The sequence below is a fragment of the Vibrio sp. 10N.247.310.98 genome (assembly GCF_041467395.1).
Taxonomy (GTDB): Bacteria; Pseudomonadota; Gammaproteobacteria; order Enterobacterales; family Vibrionaceae; genus Vibrio; species Vibrio crassostreae_C.
In genome coordinates this window covers 1-24,360 of record NZ_JBFSUL010000040.1, presented here as the reverse complement: position 1 = coordinate 24,360, position 24,360 = coordinate 1, and the positions used below count along the sequence as shown (strand labels likewise).

Annotated in this window: 25 protein-coding genes; 13 read left to right on the top strand and 12 right to left on the bottom strand. The window is 41.8% G+C overall.

The genetic code is table 11. From position 1 onward, the window contains the following. Positions 1–111: 111 nt before the first annotated feature. The 5 genes from AB6E78_RS15485 (at position 112) to AB6E78_RS15465 (ending at position 4,466) form a co-directional block, all read left to right on the top strand. Complete coding sequence (locus AB6E78_RS15485) at positions 112–546, top strand: rhodanese-like domain-containing protein (protein WP_372133913.1); 435 nt, start codon at positions 112–114, stop codon at positions 544–546. Between the two features lie 105 nt (positions 547–651). Beyond that, entirely contained in the window at positions 652–1,119 is a 468-nt protein-coding gene (gene secB / locus AB6E78_RS15480; RefSeq protein ID WP_048607722.1) for a protein-export chaperone SecB, read from the top strand. A gap of 178 nt (positions 1,120–1,297) precedes the next feature. After that, positions 1,298–2,362: an NAD(P)H-dependent glycerol-3-phosphate dehydrogenase gene (gene gpsA, locus AB6E78_RS15475; RefSeq protein ID WP_372133914.1), complete on the top strand. Its 1,065-nt coding sequence runs from the start codon at positions 1,298–1,300 to the stop codon at positions 2,360–2,362. A gap of 47 nt (positions 2,363–2,409) precedes the next feature. Further along, entirely contained in the window at positions 2,410–3,231 is an 822-nt protein-coding gene (gene cysE, locus AB6E78_RS15470) for a serine O-acetyltransferase (RefSeq protein ID WP_009847961.1), read from the top strand. An 83-nt stretch (positions 3,232–3,314) separates the two neighbouring features. Further along, positions 3,315–4,466 carry a murein hydrolase activator EnvC gene (locus AB6E78_RS15465; protein WP_265575842.1) on the top strand — a complete coding sequence of 384 codons (1,152 nt, stop codon included), beginning with the start codon at positions 3,315–3,317 and terminating at the stop codon, positions 4,464–4,466. A gap of 62 nt (positions 4,467–4,528) precedes the next feature. Here the strand turns inward: AB6E78_RS15465 and AB6E78_RS15460 are convergent, their stop codons facing one another. Both AB6E78_RS15460 and AB6E78_RS15455 read right to left on the bottom strand, forming a co-directional pair. Next, a complete protein-coding gene (locus tag AB6E78_RS15460; protein WP_017063104.1) occupies positions 4,529–5,167 on the bottom strand; it encodes a TetR/AcrR family transcriptional regulator in 639 nt (212 codons plus the stop codon). 108 nt (positions 5,168–5,275) lie between these two features. Then, on the bottom strand, positions 5,276–6,439 hold the full coding sequence (locus tag AB6E78_RS15455) for a nucleotide sugar dehydrogenase (RefSeq protein WP_372133915.1): 1,164 nt from the start codon (positions 6,437–6,439) through the stop codon (positions 5,276–5,278). Between the two features lie 152 nt (positions 6,440–6,591). Between AB6E78_RS15455 and rfaD the strand changes: the two genes are divergently transcribed. The 5 genes from rfaD (at position 6,592) to AB6E78_RS15430 (ending at position 11,665) form a co-directional block, all read left to right on the top strand. Then, positions 6,592–7,533, top strand: coding sequence for an ADP-glyceromanno-heptose 6-epimerase (gene rfaD / locus AB6E78_RS15450; protein ID WP_010433822.1), 942 nt, complete (start codon positions 6,592–6,594; stop codon positions 7,531–7,533). 134 nt (positions 7,534–7,667) lie between these two features. Then, positions 7,668–8,621 (top strand): lauroyl-Kdo(2)-lipid IV(A) myristoyltransferase, encoded by a 954-nt coding sequence (gene lpxM / locus AB6E78_RS15445; protein ID WP_372112439.1) that lies wholly within the window; start codon positions 7,668–7,670, stop codon positions 8,619–8,621. Between the two features lie 4 nt (positions 8,622–8,625). Continuing rightward, positions 8,626–9,813 (top strand): O-antigen ligase family protein, encoded by a 1,188-nt coding sequence (locus AB6E78_RS15440; protein WP_372112437.1) that lies wholly within the window; start codon positions 8,626–8,628, stop codon positions 9,811–9,813. After that, entirely contained in the window at positions 9,810–10,562 is a 753-nt protein-coding gene (locus tag AB6E78_RS15435) for a glycosyltransferase family 25 protein (RefSeq protein ID WP_372133916.1), read from the top strand. The genes AB6E78_RS15440 and AB6E78_RS15435 overlap by 4 nt, the downstream gene beginning before the upstream one ends. After that, on the top strand, positions 10,559–11,665 hold the full coding sequence (locus AB6E78_RS15430; RefSeq protein WP_017069254.1) for a polysialyltransferase family glycosyltransferase: 1,107 nt from the start codon (positions 10,559–10,561) through the stop codon (positions 11,663–11,665). The genes AB6E78_RS15435 and AB6E78_RS15430 overlap by 4 nt, the downstream gene beginning before the upstream one ends. 4 nt (positions 11,666–11,669) lie before the next feature. Here AB6E78_RS15430 and pseI read toward each other — a convergent pair whose 3' ends face one another. The 9 genes from pseI to AB6E78_RS15385 all read right to left on the bottom strand — a co-directional run bounded on the left by pseI (position 11,670) and on the right by AB6E78_RS15385 (position 20,200). After that, on the bottom strand, positions 11,670–12,719 hold the full coding sequence (pseI, locus tag AB6E78_RS15425; protein ID WP_017069253.1) for a pseudaminic acid synthase: 1,050 nt from the start codon (positions 12,717–12,719) through the stop codon (positions 11,670–11,672). Beyond that, the gene (gene pseH, locus AB6E78_RS15420) at positions 12,712–13,269 is read right to left on the bottom strand and encodes a UDP-4-amino-4,6-dideoxy-N-acetyl-beta-L-altrosamine N-acetyltransferase (protein ID WP_371714001.1); all 558 of its coding nucleotides are present in this window, start codon (positions 13,267–13,269) and stop codon (positions 12,712–12,714) included. The genes pseI and pseH overlap by 8 nt, the downstream gene beginning before the upstream one ends. Continuing rightward, positions 13,250–14,320, bottom strand: coding sequence for a UDP-2,4-diacetamido-2,4,6-trideoxy-beta-L-altropyranose hydrolase (pseG, locus tag AB6E78_RS15415; RefSeq protein ID WP_017069251.1), 1,071 nt, complete (start codon positions 14,318–14,320; stop codon positions 13,250–13,252). The genes pseH and pseG overlap by 20 nt, the downstream gene beginning before the upstream one ends. Positions 14,321–14,323: 3 nt before the next feature. Beyond that, complete coding sequence (gene pseF, locus AB6E78_RS15410; RefSeq protein WP_372133917.1) at positions 14,324–15,013, bottom strand: pseudaminic acid cytidylyltransferase; 690 nt, start codon at positions 15,011–15,013, stop codon at positions 14,324–14,326. Next, positions 15,013–16,188: a UDP-4-amino-4,6-dideoxy-N-acetyl-beta-L-altrosamine transaminase gene (gene pseC / locus AB6E78_RS15405; RefSeq protein WP_372112433.1), complete on the bottom strand. Its 1,176-nt coding sequence runs from the start codon at positions 16,186–16,188 to the stop codon at positions 15,013–15,015. Before pseC ends, pseF begins: the two co-directional genes overlap by 1 nt. Further along, positions 16,185–17,198: a UDP-N-acetylglucosamine 4,6-dehydratase (inverting) gene (pseB, locus tag AB6E78_RS15400; RefSeq protein WP_372112431.1), complete on the bottom strand. Its 1,014-nt coding sequence runs from the start codon at positions 17,196–17,198 to the stop codon at positions 16,185–16,187. Before pseB ends, pseC begins: the two co-directional genes overlap by 4 nt. Before the next feature lie 79 nt (positions 17,199–17,277). Continuing rightward, a complete protein-coding gene (locus AB6E78_RS15395; RefSeq protein ID WP_017069247.1) occupies positions 17,278–18,357 on the bottom strand; it encodes a glycosyltransferase family 4 protein in 1,080 nt (359 codons plus the stop codon). A 10-nt stretch (positions 18,358–18,367) separates the two neighbouring features. Further along, positions 18,368–19,159, bottom strand: coding sequence for a glycosyltransferase family 2 protein (locus tag AB6E78_RS15390; RefSeq protein ID WP_372133918.1), 792 nt, complete (start codon positions 19,157–19,159; stop codon positions 18,368–18,370). Positions 19,160–19,168: 9 nt separating this feature from the next. After that, on the bottom strand, positions 19,169–20,200 hold the full coding sequence (locus AB6E78_RS15385; RefSeq protein ID WP_372112521.1) for a UDP-N-acetylglucosamine 2-epimerase: 1,032 nt from the start codon (positions 20,198–20,200) through the stop codon (positions 19,169–19,171). Between the two features lie 132 nt (positions 20,201–20,332). Between AB6E78_RS15385 and waaA the strand changes: the two genes are divergently transcribed. Then, on the top strand, positions 20,333–21,595 hold the full coding sequence (gene waaA, locus AB6E78_RS15380) for a lipid IV(A) 3-deoxy-D-manno-octulosonic acid transferase (protein ID WP_372112429.1): 1,263 nt from the start codon (positions 20,333–20,335) through the stop codon (positions 21,593–21,595). A gap of 308 nt (positions 21,596–21,903) precedes the next feature. Here the strand turns inward: waaA and AB6E78_RS15375 are convergent, their stop codons facing one another. After that, positions 21,904–22,617: a 3-deoxy-D-manno-octulosonic acid kinase gene (locus AB6E78_RS15375; RefSeq protein ID WP_372112427.1), complete on the bottom strand. Its 714-nt coding sequence runs from the start codon at positions 22,615–22,617 to the stop codon at positions 21,904–21,906. Between the two features lie 95 nt (positions 22,618–22,712). On the opposite strand from AB6E78_RS15375, the gene AB6E78_RS15370 reads away from it, so the two are divergent. Then, entirely contained in the window at positions 22,713–23,795 is a 1,083-nt protein-coding gene (locus AB6E78_RS15370) for a glycosyltransferase family 9 protein (protein ID WP_372133919.1), read from the top strand. A 1-nt stretch (position 23,796) separates the two neighbouring features. Further along, positions 23,797–24,279, top strand: coding sequence for a pantetheine-phosphate adenylyltransferase (gene coaD / locus AB6E78_RS15365; RefSeq protein WP_010433787.1), 483 nt, complete (start codon positions 23,797–23,799; stop codon positions 24,277–24,279). The last annotated feature ends 81 nt before the right edge of the window (positions 24,280–24,360 follow it).

Below are 24,360 nucleotides of genomic sequence, written 5' to 3'. Positions count from 1 at the left end.
CGATAAGTTACGTAGTAAAGACTTAGAGCTAAAGCCTATACAGAAAACCCAAAACCTCGCTATACTCCTGACCTATAGTTTTTCGCCCAATAACGAATAAGAGTTCAAGATATGCAAGAGTTAGTTCCATTTGTTCAAGAGAATATGATTTTAGCCATCGTATGGATCGGCTTGGTTGTTGCCATCATTGCGAACGTTATCAAGACATCAAACGCAGCCTACAAAGAGATTACGGCAGCGCAAACCACACAAATGATTAACCGTGAAAATGGTATTGTGGTTGATATTCGTACTAAGGATGAGTTCAAAAAGGGCCATATTACGGACGCAGTTCACATTTTGCCGTCAGACATCAAAGCAAATAGCTTTGGTAGCCTTGAAAGCCACAAAGCAGACCCAATCATCGTAGTATGCAAGACAGGTCAAACCGCTCAAGAAAGCGCGAACTTGCTGGTTAAAGCAGGTTTCGAAAACGTAAGCGTACTGAAAAGTGGCTTAGTGGCTTGGAGCGAAGCTAACTTGCCTTTGGTTAAAGGTAAGAAGTAGTTCAAGGCAAGAAGTAAGCTGACCTGATTACACGAATATGACTTTAAGGTTTTGTTCGGCGATATGACGAACAAGACCTAATTATAAATTTTTAAGGACAAGAAAATGGCTGAAGCAGCACAACAAGACGCACAACAAAACTTCGCAATCCAACGTATCTTCCTAAAAGACGTCTCTTTCGAAGCGCCAAACTCTCCAGACATGTTTCAAAAAGAGTGGAACCCAGATGTAAAACTGGACCTAGACACTCAAAGCCGTGAACTTGGCGAAGGCGTTTACGAAGTAATCCTACGTCTAACGGTTACAGTTAAGAACGCAGAAGACACTGCATTCCTTTGTGAAGTTCAACAAGGCGGTATCTTCTCTGCAAGCGAAATGGAAGCTGGTCAACTGGCTCATTGCCTAGGCGCATTCTGCCCGAACATCCTGTTCCCATACGCTCGTGAAACAATTTCTAGCCTAGTGGTTAAAGGCACGTTCCCACAACTGAACCTAGCACCTGTAAACTTCGATGCTTTGTTCATGAACTACCTACAGAACCAAGCTCAGCAAGCTGAAAGCGAACAGGCTTAAGTCTCAAAGTAGAACTTAACTCTAACGATTCAAGCGCTAGTTCGCTTTTAAATGCACATCGCAACTTCTGCGATGTGCATTTTTTCTTTACACTGTACTAAAGTTGAAAGCTCTTCTTATTTTAGTGGATAGCTTTTTCAAAACTCTTCGATTTCCCTCATTATTTTTAGGTGGAAGCATGACAGAAACAACTCGCCCGACTAATACGGCAGACGCTTACGGTAAAGACAGCGCTTACGGCAAAGAGATCGCCATGACTGTCATTGGTGCAGGTTCTTACGGAACCTCTTTAGCGATATCTCTAGCGCGTAACGGTGCAAACGTTGTTCTTTGGGGACATGACCCTGCTCATATGGCTCGCCTTGAATCTGAGCGCGCTAATAATGAGTTTCTACCAAATATAGAATTCCCAGAAAGCCTGATCATCGAATCAGACCTTGAGAAAGCAGTAACAGCCAGTCGTGACCTCCTAGTCGTTGTCCCTAGTCACGTGTTTGGCATCGTTTTAAATAGTTTAAAGCCTCATTTATCTGATAACTCTCGTATCTGCTGGGCAACGAAAGGGTTAGAACCTGAAACAGGTCGCCTGCTTAAAGATGTCGCGCACGATGTGCTGGGTGATGGCTACTCTTTAGCGGTTCTATCCGGGCCGACCTTCGCCAAAGAGTTAGCGATGGGCATGCCAACGGCTATCTCTGTAGCTTCACCTGATGAAGTTTTCCTAGAAGAGCTTCAAGAAAAAATTCACTGCGGTAAAACATTCCGCGTGTACGCAAACTCAGATTTCATTGGTATGCAGCTTGGCGGCGCAGTGAAGAATGTTATCGCAATTGGCGCAGGCATGTCGGATGGTATTGGCTTTGGTGCTAATGCACGTACCGCACTCATCACTCGCGGCTTGGCTGAAATGAGCCGATTAGGTGCTGCTCTTGGCGCGCAACCAGAAACCTTCATGGGTATGGCAGGGCTGGGCGATCTAGTACTAACCTGTACTGATAACCAATCACGTAACCGTCGTTTTGGATTGGCTTTAGGTTCAGGTAAAGACGTCGATACTGCACAAGAAGAGATCGGCCAAGTGGTCGAAGGCTATCGCAACACTAAAGAAGTTTGGTTACTATCCGAACGTATGGGTGTTGAGATGCCAATTGTTGAACAAATCTATCAAGTGCTGTATCAAGGAAAGGATGCACACTTAGCTGCGCAAGATCTGCTTGCTCGAGACAAGAAGTCAGAGCGATAACATCGCTTATTAAGTCGTGGAATGAAATAGATAAAATGGATGGAAAAATGAAACACTGTGAACAACAAAAAGTTTGGCAATGCATCGTAAAAGAAGCTCGACAGCAGTCAGAGCAAGAACCTATGCTTGCGAGTTTTTACCATGCCACCATTATCAACCACGAAAGCTTAGGCGCTGCATTAAGTTATATCCTAGCCAACAAGCTAAAGACGGCTTCAATGCCCGCAATGGCGGTGCGTGAGGTGGTTGAACAAGCATTCAAGCAAGATCAATCGATTATTGATGCGGCTGCTTGTGATATCTGCGCGACGGTAAATCGAGATCCTGCGGTCGAGATGTACTCGATGCCTCTGCTTTATCTGAAAGGCTACCACGCTTTGCAAGGTTACCGAGTGGCTAACTGGCTATGGAAGCAAGGGCGTATTGCGCTTGCTACTTACCTACAGAACCAAATTTCGGTTGCTTGCCAAGTGGATATTCACCCAGCCGCTCGTATCGGTAAAGCGATCATGCTCGACCACGCCACTGGTATCGTGATTGGTGAAACTGCTGTCGTCGAAAATGATGTATCGATCCTTCAAGACGTGACTTTAGGTGGTACGGGTAAAGAAGGTGGCGATCGTCACCCTAAAATCCGAGAAGGTGTAATGATCGGTGCCGGCGCTAAAATACTTGGCAATATTGAAGTGGGTGAAGGCGCGAAAATTGGTTCTTGCTCTGTGGTTCTTCAAGCCGTTCCGCCTCATACGACTGTCGCTGGTGTTCCTGCAAAAATTGTTGGAAAGCCGAAAACTGATAAGCCATCTTTAGACATGGATCAGGGGTTTAACGGTCGCTCTCAGAACTTCATCCATGGTGATGGGATTTAAGAGCAGATTCGGGATCCGACGAATAGCCGATAGCCGAGATGCGAAAAGACTCGCAGCAGATGCTGATTATTAATAAGAGCAAAATGACGATAATGATGAAACCCGTTCAATCAATGAGCACTGTTCTTTTGATATCTGCCAGCCTTGGTGTTGCTCTTTTGTCTTCATCATCATTTGCTGCATCTCAAGGTGAACTGAAAGGCGTATCAAGCGAAATCTCTCGTCAACAGAAAGCGCTCTCTTCCCAGCAAAAGAAACTCGATAGCCTACAGGCAAACCTCAAGAAGCAGGAGCTGTCCATCGCTTCACTTGAAAAAGCGATTCTAGACAGTAAAAAGCAGCTCAATACTGCTAATGCTAATATTGCTAATTTAGACACAAAGATTAAAGCGCTCACTGCACAGAAAAAAGTCCAGACAGACAAGTTAGAGCAGCTCATTCAGACTTACTACATGACGAGTCGAGCTAAGGCTTCTTCTCACATTCTCAACACCGGTGTAGAAGAAGATCGCATCAGTCATTATTACCAGCACCTTGCCAAAGCTCGCTCCGCAACCATTAAAACGATTGAACAGACGCAACTCGAATTAGAAGAAAGCCACAAACAGCGTCAACTCGAGCAAGAACAAATTGCAACATTGTTAAAACAGCAAACCACAAAGCGTGACAAGTTGTCTCAGACTCAAACACAACGTAAGAAAACCGTTGGCAGCATTAAGAAGAATATTTCTGGCGACAAAAATTACTTGGCTGAACTTCAGCGAAATGAAACTCGCCTGAAAGCTGAAATAGCAAAAGCAGAAAAAGCGGCTCGAGAACGACGTAATGCAGTACCGATGGATGGCCTAGCAAAACGTAAAGGTAAGCTACCTTGGCCGATCAAAGATAAAGTTCTACATAACTACGGTTCACGTCAAACGGGGCAAATTAACTGGAAAGGCATGGTGATCAACGCCAAGTACGGTCAGCAGGTAAAATCCGTTTACTCAGGTACGGTGGTATTTTCCGAGTATCTGCGAGGCTATGGTTTAGTGGTTCTTCTCGACCATGGTAAAGGTGATATGACGCTCTATGGCTTTAACCAAGCACTACTGAAGAAAGAAGGTGACAAGGTTAAAGCGGGTGAAGCCATCGCGCTTGCAGGTGACACTGGCGGCCAAACACGCCCATCATTGTACTTTGAAATTCGTAGAAACAGCCAAGCTCAGAATCCAAAGAGCTGGTTGGTTCGATAAAGAGCAGATACGGGATGAGAGTATCTTTCTTCGAATCCCGTATACCGCTTACTCGTCTCTTTCTATTTAGAGTTCAACGCCCTTACACCATCTTCCAATAATGTCAGCTGCTCAAAACCTTGAGCTGTCGCAATCGGTTTAACCGTCGCGATCATCTGCAGCATTCCTTGATGAACCACTTGCTCGGTAATTTGAGCTTTTGGAGACATCGCAGATTGATACGCCAACCAACCTGATGCAATCAAGTGAAGAGACGTCACCATCGATTTCATTTCCGTATCCGTTGCTTTGAGCAGGTTCAACTCAACGAAGGCTCGCATGATATCGACAAGATTCGTTTGCAGCTTTTCTTGTACGGCCATGTAATCAAGGTGGAGTTTTTCATCACGTGACAATATTTCAGGTAAGTTCGCATAGAAGAATCGGTACTTCCACATCAACGTGAAGATAGAATCTAAGTAAGTCTTTAGTAACGTCAGGCTTTCTTGTTGGCCTTGAATCGGTGTGAACCTTTCAAGTAACTCTGTCGAATAGAGAGTAAAGATGTCACGGACAATTTCTTGCTTGTTGCGGAAATGGTAGTAGAGGTTACCAGGGCTAATCTCGATATGCTCAGCAATATGATTGGTCGTAATACTACGCTCACCGTGCTCATTAAAAAGCTCTAGAGCAGCGTAAACAATCTTGTCACGTGTTTTCATTAGTTATTAGTATCCCTATCCGTTTAGGGGTTCAGTATATCGCCACTAAACGGATAGATCGAGCTGTTAACATCTGGTCTAATTAGCATTAGCTAAAATAGAGCCGAATCAATCACTGCCAAACAGATCTCGTGTGTACACCTTATCTGCAACGTCTGCGATTTCTTCTACCATTCTGTTAGATACAATCACATCCGATACAGCTTTGAACTCTTCTAGGTCAGAATAAACCTTCGAGTTAAAGAAATGCTCTTCTTCCAATACCGGTTCATACACGACGACTTCGATGCCTTTGGCTTTTAAACGCTTCATGATCCCTTGGATGGAAGAAGCACGGAAATTGTCAGAGCCCGCCTTCATGATCAAACGATAAATACCGACAATTTTAGGCGAGCGCTTAATAATTGAATCCGCAATGAAGTCTTTTCGGGTACGGTTTGCATCAACAATCGCACCCACAATGTTGTTTGGTACATCTTGATAGTTTGCTAATAGTTGCTTGGTGTCTTTTGGTAAGCAGTAACCACCGTAACCAAATGAAGGGTTGTTGTAATGATTGCCGATACGAGGGTCTAAGCCAACACCTTCTATGATCTGACGAGAATCCAAGCCATGCGCTTCCGCGTAAGAATCAAGCTCATTGAAATAAGAAACTCGCATCGCTAGATAAGTATTTGAGAATAACTTTACTGCTTCTGCTTCCGTTGAGTGAGTAAACAGTACGTCGATGTTTTCTTTTTCCGCACCTTCCACAAGAAGATTCGCAAACACTTTAGCGCGTTCAGAACATTCACCAACGATAATACGTGATGGGTGTAGATTATCGTACAGGGCCTTGCCTTCACGCAAAAACTCCGGTGAGAACATGACGTTTTCGCAGCTCAGTTCTTGCTTGATGCGTTCTGTATAACCAACAGGTACCGTTGATTTGATGATCATCACAGCTTTAGGGTTTACAGCCATCACATCTTTAATAACAGACTCAACGGAGCTGGTATCAAAGTAGTTGTTTTTAGGATCATAATCAGTAGGCGTTGCAATGATGACAAACTCAGCATTTTTGTAAGCGGCTTTATCCGTTGTTGCCATGAAGTTCAGCGTCTTATTTGATAGAAAGTGCTCAATCTCATTGTCTACAATCGGTGACTGCTTATTGTTTAGCATTGCCACTTTTTCATCGATGATATCTACCGCAATGACTTCATGATGTTGTGCCAAAAGCATAGCGTTTGATAGACCCACATACCCTGTACCGGCTACTGCAATCTTCATGATAATACCTATAGTTTTGAGTAATTAACTCAACATAATTTATAACTTAGCTTGCCGTATCATACTCTGGTTGGGGAATTATTCCACTAGCCCGCTTTATCCATTCCTTGCTATACTCGTGACAGTTTTGTATTCAAAAGAGTTAGAAAATTATGATTATCGTAACGGGTGGTGCTGGCATGATTGGCAGCAATATTGTTAAGGCGCTTAATGAAGCGGGCCACAACGATATTCTAGTCGTCGACAACTTAAAAGATGGTAAGAAATTTAAGAACCTTGTAGACCTAGACATCACGGATTACATGGATCGTGATGACTTCCTAACTCAAGTCATGGCCGGTGATGATTTTGGTCATATTGAAGCTGTTTTCCATGAAGGAGCATGCTCTGCTACCACTGAGTGGGATGGCAAATACATGATGCTCAACAACTATGAATACTCAAAAGAGCTACTTCATTACTGTGTTGAGCGTGAAATTCCTTTCTTGTATGCCTCTTCAGCTGCAACTTACGGTGAGACCGACACTTTCATCGAAGAGCGAGAGTACGAAGGTGCATTGAATGTCTACGGCTATTCAAAACAACAATTTGATAACTACGTTCGTCGCTTAACCGCGGATGCAGCAGCACACAACGAAACGCTTTCGCAAATCGTAGGGTTTCGTTACTTCAATGTTTATGGTCCACGCGAGCAACACAAAGGCAGCATGGCCTCTGTCGCTTTCCACCTAAACAACCAAATGAATGCCGGTGAAAACCCGAAATTGTTCGCAGGTAGCGAAACCTTTAAGCGTGATTTTGTGTATGTAGGTGATGTTGCGGCTGTAAACTTGTGGTTCTTAGAGAATGGGGTATCAGGCCTCTTTAATCTAGGTACTGGCAATGCTGAGTCGTTTGAAGAAGTCGCCAAGGCAGTTATCAAGCACCATGGTAAAGGCGAAATCGAAACGATTCCTTTCCCTGAGCATTTAAAAGGTGCTTACCAAGAATTCACTCAAGCAGACCTAACGAAGCTTCGCGGTACAGGTTGCGATATCGAGTTTAAAGCAGTAGCCGATGGCGTTGCTGAGTACATGAAGATCGTAAACGCTTAACGGTATATTTCAGATTAGGACCAATAATACACCCTACTTTTAGCGTGTATTATTGGGAATGTCTAACGAATATAATCATTCCCAGAGTGACCGATATTAAGTTAACTCTCTGATTTAAATAATGTAGTGAATGAATGACCACACAACGCAATGATTTTGATCCAAAAGCTTACAATCCTGAGTTTGAATGGGGTTTTCTAGCACCTAAATACTGGGGAACTTGGATTGCTGTTTTGTTATCGTCTTTAGTCTGCTTCTTACCTAATAGCATTCGTTTAGCATTAGCTAAGTTTATGGCTAAGCAAGCTGTAAAAATTAAGAATAAGGCTAACCGCCGGGCTCGAGTGAATCTTGAGATGTGTTTCCCTGAGCAATCTATCGAAGAGCGCGAAGAAACTCTCTATCAGTCATACGTTACTTCCATCTCATTTTTGATGGGATTTGCTTCACTGACACTCAAGAGTAAAACTTGGCTAGAGAATAATACTTCGATAAACGGCCTGAGCAATCTAACCGATATTACAGACAGTGGCGAGAATGTGATCTTGCTGGTGCCACACACATGGGCTATCGATATCCCAGCGGTATTATTAGCTTCACGCAATTTACCTGTATCTGCGATGGCGAAAGCACAAAAAAACAAACTCAGTGACTGGCTAATGCACCGACAACGCGTGCAATACGGCGGTCGTGTTTATGATCGCAGTGGTGGTATCAAACCTTTCATCAAGTCGGTACGTGATGGGTACCTGGGTTACTACCTCCCTGATGAAGATCTTGGCCGTGAGCACAGTGTCTTCGTTGACTTTTTCGCGACTCAAAAAGCAACTATCTCAGGCCTTGGTCGCCTATCAAAACTGAGTAAAGCTAAAATTGTGCCCTTGTTTGCTCAATACGATAGCAGTACAGGCCAATACACCTTGGACTTCTACCCTGCTCTACCATTCCCAACAGGAGGCGAAGAGGAGGACGCGCGTATGATGAATCAATGTATTGAAGACTACGTAAGCAAAAAGCCTGAGCAATATATGTGGATCTTAAGACTGCTTAAGACTCGTCCGGATAATGATATTAACCCGTACACATAATAATATGAAGATTTATAATAACGCCCTTAAGTTACTAATTATAACACCTTACCTATTCGCATTTTCAGGTATGCTAATTATTCCTAGTGGTGATAAAAAAATGGCAGTGTTTTTAATCATTGGAACACTGGCAAACTTACTTTATGCTAAAGTAAACAATATAGACATAAAGAACAGATTACTTTCCCCTTATTTAATTATCATAATAATAGCAACAATATATAGTATTTTTAGTTATTATTACCACGGCTCAAGCTCAAGAGAAATGAGAGCTCTAATTGCTATTTCGATATATTTAGCCACATTCCCTTTAAAAAGATTAAGCCGCCGCATAGTAATCTTCACCCTGCTGTCAAGCTGTATTCTTCTATCCATAAGTAGTGCTTACCATAATCTATATTTAGGTGAAGTAAGATGGGTTGGATACATGAATCCAATCCCATACTCAACAATCTGTGCCGCAATTGCAGTAATGTGTTATTCAATGCTGTTAACAACATCGTTCAAGATTAATAAGTATTTGCTCTCAATATGCCTAATCCTAGCTTCTTTTACAATAATGATAGGACAATCAAGAGGAGTATGGTTAGCTTTACTTATTTCATTGTTTGTTGTTTCTATCACATACATAAAAAGAAACCCAACAACTAAAAAAGGAATAGTTATATTCCTATCAGTTATTGCTCTAGCTTCTTCTTGTGGGTATTTTATATTTCAAAAAGAAATTAAAGTTAAAATAGATCAGACAAGGCTTGAAATAAAAAGAATTGAATCAGGTCAAAAATACACATCTATAGGGTTGAGACTTCAAATGTGGGAAGCCGTACCTAAATTAATTATTGATAGTATGTTTATTGGTAGCGGGGATAGCCACAGAGATAAATTAAGAAAATTGAGAATGAATGGAGAAATATCAAAATCATTATATGAATTCAACCCAACCCATTACCACAATCAATTTTTAGATAAACAAGTCAAGTCAGGTTTAATTGGCTTAGTACTATTGATTTTAATTTTAATTTACCCTGCATTTGAACAAAAAAAACACCAACCCTGCGATAAGCCATTAATTTATGGTGTAATTTCTCTTTATTTTATAGCTTCACTCACTGACGTTCCATTCAATCACCCTCAAACATTAATAGTATTTTTACTAATATTATATCCACATTGTACTGAGCAAACATCATGATAGAAATTTTCGTCATAAATCTAGAATCTTCCGCAGAAAGAAAAGAAAATATTAGCCGTCAATTGGGCGAACTATCTCTTCCTTTTGAGCTATTTTCTGCCGTGGATGGCAGAACATCACCTCCTCACCCACTACTAAACCTTTACAATAATGATTTAAGCCAAACATACCGAGCAAAAACACTAAGCGCTGGTCAGTTAGGGTGTTATGCAAGCCATTACTTATTGTGGCAGAAGTGTGTTGAACTCAATCAACCAATAGTCATAATTGAAGATGATGCTCTTATATTTAAAGAGGCATTCCTTAACTTCATACAAGATATTAGTGACATCCCCGAAACTGTAGAGTGCATAAGATTATTCAAAAACAAGCGCCGTAAATATGATTCTTACGAAGTGCTCGAAGCGAAATCTACTAGTATTCACAAGTTCACTAAAGGGCATATGAGTGCCACGGCCTATTTCTTAAGGCCTTCAGGAGCTAGAAAATTCCTTGAACACTCAAAAGAGTGGTATATGGCTGTAGATATTTATATGGACCGATTCTGGCAAAACGAAGTCGAGTGCTACGGCACTGCGGTACCCTGCTTAACGAATGACCCAAAGTTTGATTCTGATATCGGATATGAAAAGCGCACCAGCACCAGAAGTTTATTCAAGAAATGTAAGCGTGAATGGTTCAATTTAAACGAAACCATTCAACGCCACCTACATAATATAAAATTCAAACTGAGTAGAAATAAATCATGAACTCAACACATAAAGATATTTATATCTGCTCTACGGTAAGGCACTTACTACTTAGTTTGTATAAAGCACAAGATGAGATGAATCCGTCGACCATAATTTATTTCTATGATTACCAAAACATAAACCCTAAAGACATAGACACAACACAACTCCCTCCCAAAATAGAATTGGTGCTGATGAATAGGGAATCGTTAGTTAGTGATATAAAAAAAATAGGATACATTGGGAAGTATATTTTATTTTGTTCTCTTCGAGGTTGGCCAATACCTGATAAATTTAAAAAAATCTTGGTAGCATCAATATATGAAAGCAATAACAACGTAGACCTAAAGGGTGGGATAAGTAAATTATTTTTATTCAATGATAACAATAAGATGTCTAGGTTATTTCGCCTTCTAGTTAAGTCTTACTCAATGATAGAAGATGGAATGGGTAATTACGTTAAGCACCAGATTGATGACAAGCCCAAGCAATTACTTCGTTTGCTATCAAATCAACCGCCTAAGCATTACGTATTTGGTGAAAGAAAGCAATGTGACCACATTTATGTAATACACCCAGAAAAGTTACCAAAATCAGTACAACACAAAGGAAGAAGACTTGTTTTATCAAAAGATAAAGCAAAAATATCAAAGATCCAACAATGCTTTAAGTTTGATAATACTAGTAATTTCGACAATAATACATTAATCATCGCCACACAACCCATATTTAACAAATTAAAAGGTAAGCTTAAAGACAATAATTTCTTTTATGACATCTATAGTGAATTAATATTAGAGAGTAAACGTAAAGGTTTCACCCCAATTTTGAAGTTGCACCCAAAGGAAAGTAATTCAGATTATTTATCTTTCAAAGAAAAAGGAGTGAGATTTTTATCTAATAAGCTACCTTTGGAGATTTATCTACTGTCTAGCAAAGATAAGGTTAACATAATATCAATTAACTCTTCAGCCGGAATGGGGATCGAGGAATATTGTGAAATATATAAATTAATCCCAGATAGCAAAGTTCATGACTTAGAAAATATATTAATTGAATTAGAAAAAAAACAAGATAGCCTCCAAGATTTAATATCTCTACAGCTATCTAATGTCAAATAACTGACTATATAAATAAATTCAAGGATAAAGGAGTTCCTGAATTTATCTTAGTTAGAGCTTTTTTCCCTAGAACCTCTTCATAGTATTTTGGTGGCAAGCCAAAACCAGGCCTAATACTCCGAATGTTTTCGGGGGTCAGCAATTCACCTTCCGCTATGTCTTTTACCACATATAAAGAGCGACGAAACTTAACATTTCCCTTTTCCGCATCTGTTCGCTCGTAATTGACTTTCCCCATAGCTTGCCAAGCTGTTTTCGCATCTTTACATAATGCCGCTAACTCATGAGGCTCAAGAGAAAAACTATCATCGGCACCGCCCCCGTTACGATCCATTGTGACATGTTTTTCAATCAAACATGCACCTAGAGTAACCGAAGCAACTGCGGTAGCATTGTCGATAGTGTGATCAGAAAGGCCTGACAATACTTCGAATCGTTGTGCTATATCGGCAATAGTTTTTAAATTGTATTGTTCAGCTGGTGCTGGATACCCACTTACACAGTGCAGTACAACTAATTCAGTACACCCATTGTCTCTTGCTGTTTTTACTGCGTCTGCAATTTCTTCCTCATTAGCCATCCCCGTCGAAATGATCATCGGCTTACCCGTTTGAGCAACACGCTTAATCAAGGGTAAATCAACCACTTCGAAAGACGCAATTTTGTAAGCAGGTGCATCAAGTTCTTCTAATAGGTCTACAGCTGTAAAGTCAAAAGGTGAGCTAAAGATTGTAATACCTAACTCTTTTGCTTTTTCAAACAAAGGTTTATGCCATTCCCAAGGCATATGCGCTTCTTTATACAACTCATACAGAGTTTGGCCATCCCATAAGCCGCCATGAATTTGAAACTCTTCCGAGTCACTATCCATAGTGATTGTTTCATGGGTATAGGTTTGAAGTTTAATCGCATCAGCACCTGCTTTTTTTGCTTCTTCCATAATCTGAAAGGCACGGTTTATATCACCATTATGGTTAGCAGAAAGTTCAGCAATAATATATGGAGGACAATTAGGACCAATTTCTCGATTATCGATGTATATGTTTTTATTCATTCTCTTCGTATACTCTCAATTTATCTTTCATAAGGTTTCTAATACCTTTCCACTCATGTGAAAAGATACCCAAATGTACTACATCGTGATATTCAGTCCCATTGAAGAAAGCATCTCGATGAGTACCTTCAACTTTAAAGCCAAATTTGGAATGTAACTTCACCACCGGTTGATTAAAACCTAAAACCTCACAGCGTAATTTGTGCAAATCTAATTCAGTAAATGCATGCTCTAGCGCTCGATATTCCATCAAAGATCCTGTACCCCTTACCGCATTAGGCGAGGCATAGAATGCCCACGAAGCAATTCCAGGAATTCTATTTATATCAGTAAATCCAACAACACCTGCTGGCTCTCCATTTAACTCTGCTAGAAAATATTCTTTTGAACTATCCTTACACATGCTAGAAAACCATGACTTGTGCTCGTCCATAGTGATTTCATGAGAGGTGTACATATTTTTTCTAACATCTGGAGAGTTTCTCCAAGCGAGAATTTCTTCTAAATCACTTTCTTCAAGTTGCCTAAATTTAATCACTCTTTGTTTCACGACAAAAGCTCTCCATTGTTTGAACGACCTTATTCGCACCGAAGCCATCAACTTCAAAATCACTAAAAGGTTTGATGTCATCCCACCTTTCACATAAACGCGCTAGCTCAAGTGCATAAGTATCGGTACTCGTCGTTATACCTTCACCTAAGTATTCAACAAACCCTAAATCTGACAAGTAATTTGAAAGTATTACTTGATTCTCCGCTACAGAAACTATCGAGGCTGGAACCCTGAGACAAAAACGCTCCCAGTTACTTACTCCTGAAGCGCCAATTGCATATTTACTATTACTTAAAGATAAATCAAAACTCTCTAAATTTTTGTATATAGAAACATTGCTCTTTTGATTAAGCTTTATCAAAGCATCAAAACGAGGGTTGATTCTCCCCGTGATCAAAATAGTATTAAACGGGAGCCTCTTAAACTCATTTGCTGCAAGAATAAATTTCTCGCACTCATTTGTAGGATCTGTTCCACCAAAAAAGACTAAGAGTTGATTGGATATTGAATCTCGAGGCGAATCCCGCAATGTTGAAAAGCTCTCTCTTAAAAGAGCATATTCAGGACCAAGGAGCTTGGTAGCAGAACAATCCGAATATCTTTTTGAAATGTTCGGCCATAGGTTTTGGTCGAGAATAATATCACTACAGTGTTCACGGTTAAGGTCATCAATCGATAAAATAGCGCATGACAGCTTACCTATAATGATACTTTCCCATTCATGGTCCAGCGCATAGTGATCCACAATCACCCACTCGGAAGAATCAACTTTAGATAGAAAGTCATTTGCATCTTCTTCAACGCTACGTTGAAGCCAAGCTTTATAATCAGCACTATGGGAGGGAGTCATTTGTAGACAAGAGGGAGTCAGCTCTAATACGTCAAAGCCTCTATCACGGATATATGTAATCATGTCCCCTGGCTGAGGCAGACAAGCAAAGCATACAGAAAAACCTTTGTTTTTTAATATATCAGCAAGCACCAAACAGCGCATGACGTGGCCACTACCGATAAATAGTGACGCATCCACTCGGAAGGTAACCTTCATTATTTATCCTAACCTCAATGCTGAAAAAAGAGATTCAGCCAGTTCCCAGTCTTCTTGGGTATCAATATCTTGAACGCGTTTTCTCGGCAAGATCACGGCCTTAGAGTGGCTGGAAAACACCGATAGTTTATTCAGGAAAGCATCTTTACGACCCCAATAAAACTGGCCAGCATCGTGATACGCTTCTTCCAAGTCTTGTGATCTTACCTGTTCGTTTTCAGGCGAAAACATCGAAACAGAGCCTTGCTCATCAAGCTGAATCGCACGCTGAATCGGAAAAGGAAACGATGTGGCACTAAATGTAAATTGCACACTATTTCCTCTAAGTAGCTCGTAGCCTTTCTGAAGATCTTCAGGTAAAACAAACGGAGCAGTGGCGTACAAACAACAAACATCACCAATATCCCAGCCATTATTAGCGCACCAAGTTATTGCATGGTGTATCACATCCATAGTGGTAGCATAGTCATCGGAGATATTTGAAGGCCGTAAAAATGGTACTTCAGCACCATACTTTATCGCTACCTCGGCTATCTCAGCATCATCAGTAGAGACAATAACCTTATCAAAACAATCCGAAGCAAGTGCAGCCTCGATTGAGTAAGCGATCATAGGTTTGCCATGAAAGTGCTTTATATTTTTACGAGGAATACGCTTGCTGCCACCACGTGCAGGAATAATAGCAACGTTCATTATTTACCTGTCAAAATGTCAGTTACTACACGAACAACGGTATTTTGCTGTTCTTCCGTCATACCGTGGAACATTGGCAGTGAGATGGCTTCTTGATAGTAACGTTCTGACTCAGGGAATTCCCCTTCAGTAAAGCCCATAGCTTGGTAATATGGCTGAGTATGCACAGGAATGTAATGCAAATTAACACCGATACCATTTTCACGCAGGGCGTCAAACACTTGTTTATGAGTTAATGATATCTCATCCAACTTCAAACGAATTACGAATAAATGCAAACCTGAGTACGTGTTTTCAAGTTGATAAGGAAGTACCAAGGGTAATTCAGATAACATTTGATTATAACGCTTAGACAACACATGGCGCGCCGCAACAAATTCATCAAGACGTTGCATTTGCGTGACACCCAACGCCGCTTGAAGTTCTGTCATGCGGTAGTTGAAACCTAAATCAACCTGTTGGTAGTACCAACCACCATGAGAAGCTTCCGTCATCATTTCAGAGTCACGAGTGATGCCATGACTACGTAATAGAGCCATTTTATCCGCCAGTTCTTTCTGATTGGTTAACGCCGCGCCACCTTCCGCCGTTGTCACAATTTTCACAGGGTGAAAACTGAAAACTGTAATATCAGAATGTTCACAGTTACCAATTGGTTGAGCATGATATTTACCACCAATAGCATGAGAAGCATCTTCAATGACTTTAAAGCCGTACTCTTTAGCTAATTTAGCAATGGATTCCATATCGCAAGGTTGACCGCATAAGTGAACAGGAACGACTACCTTAGGTAAGGTTCCGTTAGCTTTAGCGGTAATTAGCTTTTGCTCTAACTTTTCAGGGCACATATTGTAAGTCGCAGAATCAATATCAACGAAATCAACTTTAGCACCACAGTAAAGACCACAGTTTGCAGATGCTACAAAAGTGACTGGCGTTGTCCACAACCAGTCACCCTCGCCTAAGCCTAAAGCTAGGCAAGCAATATGCAGAGCGGATGTTGCACTATTTACAGCTAACGCATACTGAGATCCAGTATGTTCTGTTAGCGCTTTTTCAAACGCAGGTACTTGCGGACCTTGCGTTAAAAAATCAGACTTAAGGACATCAACTACACTATCGATGTCTTGCTGAGTGATATCTTGCTTGCCGTATGGAATCACTGTTTTACTCACACTGTAAATTTAGGATCAACATGTTCTTTAATTAGGTCTCGCAGACCTTCAATGGTTTCCCACTCAGCATTCGTGCCTGAGTTATATTTGAAACCAAAAGGTACTTTCTCTGCTTTATGGTGTTCCATGTATTCAGATTCTGTATAAGTGAATGATACTGAAGGTAAAATCGCGTAGTAACGACCTAAATCAATGGTATTTAGTGAATCAGTATCTGTGATCATTTCTTCATGTAGCTTTTCACCAGGGCGAATACCTACAATTTTAGTAGGCACGCCTGGAGCAACAGCTTCAGCGATATCTAGAATCTTATAAGATGGGATCTTAGGGATAAAGATTTCCCCACCTAAATGGTGCTCTAGAGCGTACATAACCATGTTCACGCCATCTTGTAGAGAAATGTTAAAACGTGTCATTTCTTCATGCGTAATTGGCAGTAAACCTTCTTCTTTTTTCTGCATAAAGAATGGGATAACCGAACCACGAGAGCCCATCACATTGCCGTAACGTACGACACTAAAACGAATGTCTTTTGAACCTTTAATATTATTTGCAGCAGCAAATAGCTTATCTGAAGCAAGCTTTGTCGCACCATATAAGTTAATTGGTGCACATGCCTTATCGGTCGAGAGGGCAACGACATCTTTCACACCACACGCAAGAGCCGCACTAATCACATTCTCTGCGCCATCAATATTGGTGCGAATACATTCAGTTGGGTTGTACTCAGCAGTGTCAACTTGTTTGATCGCAGCGGCGTGGATAATAACATCAACATCTTCACACGCTTGAATCATACGGTTACGATCACGAACATCGCCAATAAAGAAGCGTAATTGTGGAAAATCCTTGTGAGGATATTGCTGCTTGATTTCAAACTGCTTCAATTCATCACGAGAAAAGATAATGATCTTCTTTACGTCTTGGTATCGTTCCAGAATTGTTTTGATAAATTGCTTACCAAACGACCCTGTGCCACCTGTAATTAATACTGTCTTGTTATTTAGCATACTCAACTACTCTAATATATTTCTATTTCTCTAAGTTTTAAACTTAGGTACTTGAATTCCAAATTGATATCTAGCTACTTTAGCTGGCTAGCAACTTCTCAAAAAACTCCAGGTGCTTCTTCACTGTTACTCGTGAACTAAAGCTTTCATCTAAGCGCTCTTTGGCTGCTTCACTCATAGCTGTGCACTTATCTTTATCGCGCGCGAGTTTGTCCATTGCCTCACCCAAAGCTTTTGCGTCACCCGTAGGGACGATATAACCCGTTTCGCCATCTACAACGAGTTCAGGAGCTCCACCTGTGGTAGTAACAACAGAAGTTGTGCCATTTGCCATTGCTTCAACAATGGTACGCGGTAGCCCTTCTCCGCTGATCGATGGCTGAACTTGAAAATCTGCCATACACATAATTGAAGGGATGTCAGTACGATGGCCGATGTAGTGAATTCGCTCACTCATAGGGCTCGCTTTCATCTCATCAAAGTGAGGCTCATAGCCACTACCCGCTAAGATTAAGTGGAAGTTCGGTGCTGTAATGTATTTGGTCGCCTCAAGTAAAACAGAAATACCCTTACTTGGCCTTACATGCGCTGCAGTAATCGCGACTACATCATCTTCATTCAATCCAAACTCAGAGCGCTCAGTTGGTGGTACTTTATACCAATCCAATTCATGCCCTTTGTATATGGTAACAACGTTATCTTTGTTCTTCCAAACGCGCTTCACCACATCTTGTCGCACCGCTTCTGAAACACAGACTATGCCATCTACACGAGGGTGAAGTTGAGTTAAATAAGCACTAGGGTCATGTCGATATAACCCGCCAGTAGTGCCTCGATAAACGACTAATTTAACGTTGAAACCAATACACGCAAACGCCGCATTAGGTATCGTCTTTGAGTTAAAAGCATAGCAGATGTCGTAATCATGAGTTTTCAGCTCGTGGCGAATCTTTTTAATGGTGTCAAAACAAATTTTACGTTTCGGATAGCCATCTACTACTCGGATACCATGCTCTTCTAGCTTCGATACGTGCTCAGATTCTCCCTGAGTCATTATCGTCACTTGATGCCCTTGACGAGCTAGTTCGATAAAAATCGCAGCTTCTGGACGCAAACTATTCCATGCATGTAAGTAAGATGCACAAACTAAAATCTTCATCTATCGGTCCCTATTTAGCTTGGTCTGTTGAACGGTCTTCTGAGCGATTTTCAAGAATCCACAAGCCGACATATTTATTGAAATTCACCTGAGCGTAAGTCATAGCCATAATGAAACCGACACTACCATCCATAAAGCCACGACGGATAATGTACACAAGGAAAAACGTCCACATCGCTCGAAGTAGAGCAAGGAATAAGCCGTGTGATTTCTTGCCTTTACGATGGTACTTTTGCGAGCCGAGCCAGGCGTACTGCGCTGCTTTATCTAGGCCGTGGCCATAGTCACGATGGGTGTAATGAAGAAGAAATCCCTTCAATATCCCTGTAGAGCCTTGCTCCGGAACGACGGTCTCGTGAACCTCGTCTAACGTATATCGAGAGCCTTCTCTCTTAAACAGTCTTAATACTGCACGAGCACTGCGGCCATGTTTTAGAGTCGTGCCATAAAGAGTCACTCCCCAAGGAAGTTTATAAGCAGTGTGTTTGATTTGATCTTGTTTTAATAGTTCAACAAGAGCGTCGCTCATCTCTTTATCGAGAGCTTCGTCAGCATCAATTGATAGCATCCAATCACATGTCGCTTTATCTAGCGCTCGCTGTTTTTGCTTACCAAAGCCAGGCCAATCTGTGATTGTCACGTTATCTGTATATTTTTGGCATATCTCAACGGTTGCGTCCGTTGATCCGCTGTCTAACACAATTAGCTCATCGGCAATATCAACCACAGATTTTAGGCAAGTTTCAATTCGGTCTTCTTCATTCTTGGTAATAACAATGACAGACAGGGTATGTTTTCTCATTATTCAGCCCTAGAATTTCCAATAGTTTAATGATTTACGGATTTTAAAGTTACGAATCCAATTTTTTGGTTTTTTATCCTGCCAACCGCTTTCTAGCACATCCGTAATAGCACTCAGAACTCTCGCTGAGGATTGACCGTCCAAATATGGCGTTATTGACGGACCATAATTAGCAATGGCTTTATCTCTTGTTTCATCAGGCAGCATAGCTTGTTGAATTGCTGACTCTAATTGCTCGGCTTGAGTAATGTTAATAAAGCTTGCTTGAGGGTCTCGATTATTTACCGTGACAACAGGCTTATTGAGCAACAAGAATTCCTGAAATATCGATGAGTTGTCACACACCATCACATCAGCACGGTGCTGCATTTCAATCACTCGATCATTGTCGAAGAACAGAAGGTTATCGCCTTCCAACGCCTGGTATTTTTCTCGTGTCTCTTGCTTCATTTTAGGATGCAATGTCACTAGCCACTGCCACTGGCTCAGTTTGCTTAGGCGCTTAAGTTCTTCATAAACCAATTCAGCACAGGATAAACTTGGCGAAAAAGTGGAAGCGAATAGAATTTGATGCCTATCAAAATGACTATCACTAGCTTGGTAATTTAATAAACTATCTAGCTTCAACCATCCGGTCTCTTTGACTTGAAAATAGCCACGCTGCTTAGCTAACGGTTCCAACGAGTTGGTTCTTTCATGACCTTCTGTGCAATACAAGTCAAATAGACCACGCTCAGGATATAAGTTCCCTCGTTTACTCTCATTTAAACCGTGAAACACTTGTACCTTCAAACCTGGGATAAAAGCAGGAACGCGATCACCGGGTACTAAAACAGCAGAAGGGTTATAGGCGACAGCTTCTGTCAAAGACACGCGCTGCTCTTGCTCTAATAAGAGATGTTCAGAAGCATCCTCACCAACGAGCAACCACTTTACGTCATGGCCAAGTTGCTTCGCGTAGTTATAAAATGGACGAAGGATAGCAAATGAGTAGTTTTGCTCGACATAGAGCAAAAAACGATAGGATTGATCGGTTTGAATAAGCGATGAGATAGAGTTCACCATTTCCGTTTGAAAGTGTCACTAAGCATTTAATTATAACGCTCTTTACTTTCGAGATTGAAGAAAATACTCTTCTGATTACTGATTTTACCCTCTGGTGTCACTGTTCTTATGCTTATACGACTTATATACACTCTTATATTGTCATTGGCCTCTCCACTGCTCCTCTATGGGCTTTATAAGAGCAAACCCGGCAAACCAAGTTTCGGTAAGCGCTGGAAAGAGCATTTCGGTATTACACCGAAGATTGAAGGTAAAAGTCCGATCTGGATTCATGCGGTGTCGGTAGGTGAATCTATTGCTGCGATACCTATTATCAAGCAATTGAAGCAGCGAAACCCAAATCAAGCCATCATTGTTACCACGACAACCAGCACAGGAGCAGAGCAAATAGACAAACTTGGTGGTTTGGTCGAGCATCGCTACATGCCGATTGATTTTTCTTGGTGTGTGCGAGGCTTCCTTAAATCAGTAAAACCAAAGCAAATGTTGATTATGGAAACAGAGCTTTGGCCAAACACGTTACATTTCGTCGCGAAAGCTGGGATTCCTATTTCAGTACTCAACGCTCGTCTATCTGAACGTTCATGCCAGCGCTACGCCAAATTCCAGCCTGTATTTAACCTTCTAGCTAAAAAACTATCTCAGGTACTCTGCCAGTACCCTAGTGATGCGGAGCGTTTTGTTAGACTAGGCCTAGATAAAGCATCTGTGCATGTGACGGGCTCAATCAAGTTTGATATTGAAGTCTCTACTGACCAAGTTAATAAAGGCAAAGCATTGAGGAAGCAGATAAGTTTGGATCGCCATGTCTGGATTGCGGCTAGTACTCACCAAGGTGAAGACGACATTGTTTTAGATGCTCATAAGCAACTTCTAAAAGACAATCCGAATGCGCTACTGATCATCGTGCCTCGACACCCCGAGCGATTCAACCAAGTGACAGAGCTCGCTAAGCAGCACGGCTTCAACACCGTCACTCGAACGAGTCAGCAAGCATTAACATCTGATGTTGAAGTCTATATAGCTGATACCATGGGCGAAATGTTGGTACTACTCGGCGGCGCTGATGCCTGTTTTATGGGCGGAAGTCTTATTGGAGATAAAGTGGGAGGGCATAATCTGCTAGAACCAGCAGCTTTACAGCTACCCTTACTGAATGGCCCTAGCTACTTTAATTTTAGCGAGATCACCGACAAACTGCTTGAAGCTCAAGCTGTCACTATTTGCCAAAACAGCAATGAAATTGCAGGTCAACTCAAAGAGCTGTTCACACAACCTAACTTACGTAAAGATAAAGGCTTAGCGGCTTATCAAGTGGTTGAGCAGAATCGAGGGGCGTTGGATAACACCTTACAATACATTATTGACTAGGGCATGTTGTTCTTTTGAGCTGATTTTTACAGCGAGTTGCTGGGTATTTATACAAGGCAGAGGCTTTGATGTGTAGCTAGCCTACATGATAAGCCGATAACGTAGTAGAAATGACCAGCAAACGCTGCCCGAAGGGTTCGAGCTGGGCGCCCCCGCAAAAAGCGCTTTACTCTTTGTTGAGGGAGATTTGCTTAGAATGACTAGGCTACTTCCCCCTCGCCGCGATTAAAACGCTTTTGACTAGGCGCCCCTATCCGAACAAAATTTAACCGCAAAAGGTCAACACGCCCTAAAACCATTCGATTTCGTTAGCCTTGGTAGCCTGTTAAAAGAGGCTCCCAATCCGACTCTTGCCATTGAATCTGGCGCTTGTTCACTTCTTTTAAGAACGAGCGCTTTAAGCGATTCAAGTTGCCTTCTTTCCAGTCATCACCCGCTTGCTGACCACACTTATCAAAGTCAATAATCCACACCCTTTGCGAGTCATCAAGCAGGATATTATGAATGTTGAGATCGGTATGATTAACCCCAGCATCGTGCATCTTGCGTACCTCTTGGCCAATTCGACGATAAACATCCGCATCTATCGGGCCATTGACCAAGACATCAACCAGATCTTTGGCATTGGGAATTCGTTCAGACATTAAGTCCGCTCGATAAAGTAGTCCGCTTTTAATGGCTCTAGCAGCAATGGGCTTCGGTACATTCACACCTGCGTTTGCCAATATCTTTAGGACATTAAGCTCCATAGCGCAGCGAGTACTCTCCCAATCAGAGAAACGATATTGGTCTTCGACTAGCTTCCCAAACAATCCGCCACGGCGATAATGGCGCAATGCGGCCTGTATTCCATCAAGCTGAATGAACCATGTGGTACCGCGTCCTTGAGCACTGCCTGAAATGGCGTCTTGTTGCTGCCAATATTCAGCCTCAAAAATCTGAGCGATATCGCCCTCTGGTACCTGAGCCAAAAGTTCAGGGTCGTACCAAATTGTTTGGTTCTTGGTGCTAATCGTTTCCATCTATGAGGCCTTTGGGTCGCTTTTCATCATTGCTATTTTACAACTAATGCGAGTATCTGCATAATTCTGATGTTATTCACTTTTTCGGACTCTTTATGTCACTGTTCTCAACTGCACCTCAATCTCTTTGCATACTTCGTCTATCCGCAATAGGTGATGTTTGTCATGCTATTTCTGTGGTTCAAGCCATCCAGAAGCAGTGGCCTGAAACGAAAATCACGTGGATAACCGGGAAAATAGAAGCCATGCTGATCGGCGATCTACCCGGTATTGAGGTGATTGTTTTCGATAAGAAACAAGGCTTCAAAGGAATGCGTGAATTATGGCGTCAGCTATCTGATCGTAAATTTGATGCACTTCTGCATATGCAAGCCGCACTCAGAGCCAGCGTGCTATCTTGGGGAATAAAGGCGAAGTGCAAAGTGGGATTTGGCAAAAACCGTACTCGTGAAATGCAGTCACTCTTTACCAACCACCATCTACCTATTTCAGATAAGTTTCATGTGTTGGATAACTTTGCCGAATTTGCTCGCTACATTGGTGCCCCCTTCGATAAGCCTCAATGGGATATCCCTTTAACACCTGAAGATGAACAACTCGCAATTAGCACCATGGCAGACAAGCCGACCTTGGTTATCTCCCCAGCTGCAAGCAAAGATTCACGCAATTGGTTAACTGAGCGATATGCAGCTATTGCTGATTATGCTGCCGAACAAGGCATGCAAGTGGTGTTATGTGGTTCTCCGGCACCAAGAGAAGTTAACCTTGGTAGCGACATCGAAAAATTATGCCAGTCGCCAGTAACCAACTTGATTGGCAAAACGAACTTGAAGCAACTGACTGCCGTACTGAAACATGCAACGGTGGTATTGGCACCTGATACTGGCCCAGCCCACTTGGCAACTACGCAGTCAACGCCTGTAATCGGCTTGTACGCACACAGCGACCCTCGTAGAACAGGACCTTACAACGATCTCGATATCGTAGTGAGTGTTTATCAACAGCACGTAGAAGCACAACAAGGTAAACCAGTCGCAGACCTTCCATGGGGAACCCGTGCTAAAGGCGATGACCTGATGAAAGACATCACACTCGATATGGTAAAGCAGCAACTCGATAAGGCCTTAAACTCTAGTAAAGCACCGAATTCGAACACTACATTAAGCAAGGACAGCTAAAATGAGCACACACGTTATTTATCCAGGAACTTTTGATCCGGTGACCAATGGCCACCTTGATATCATTGTTCGTGCCGCTAGCATGTTTGACCATATCACTGTTGGAGTAGCAGCGAGCCCAAGTAAAAAAACCATGTTTGAGTTAGATGAACGTGTAGAGTTGTTACGTGATGCGGTGTCTCACTTACCTAACGTATCTGTAGAGGGATTCTCAGGGTTACTAGTCGACTTTGCTAAACAGCAGCAAGCAAACGTATTAGTACGTGGTCTAAGAACAACCATGGACTTTGAGTACGAGTTTGGTCTCACTAGCATGTATCGTAAGCTCCTACCTGGCCTTGAAAGCGTATTTCTGACCCCTTCAGAAGAGTATGCTTTCCTCTCTTCAACCATTGTTCGTGAAGTCGCTATACACGGAGGGGATATTAGCCAGTTTGTACCACAAAAGGTGGCAGCCGAGATAAAGCTGAAGACTGCCAAGTAATTCTCTTTACCTACACCGAAAAAAATAGGTTCATCGCGGCTTTCCGGGGAAAGCCGCTTTTATCTTCAAGAAGAAGTAGTC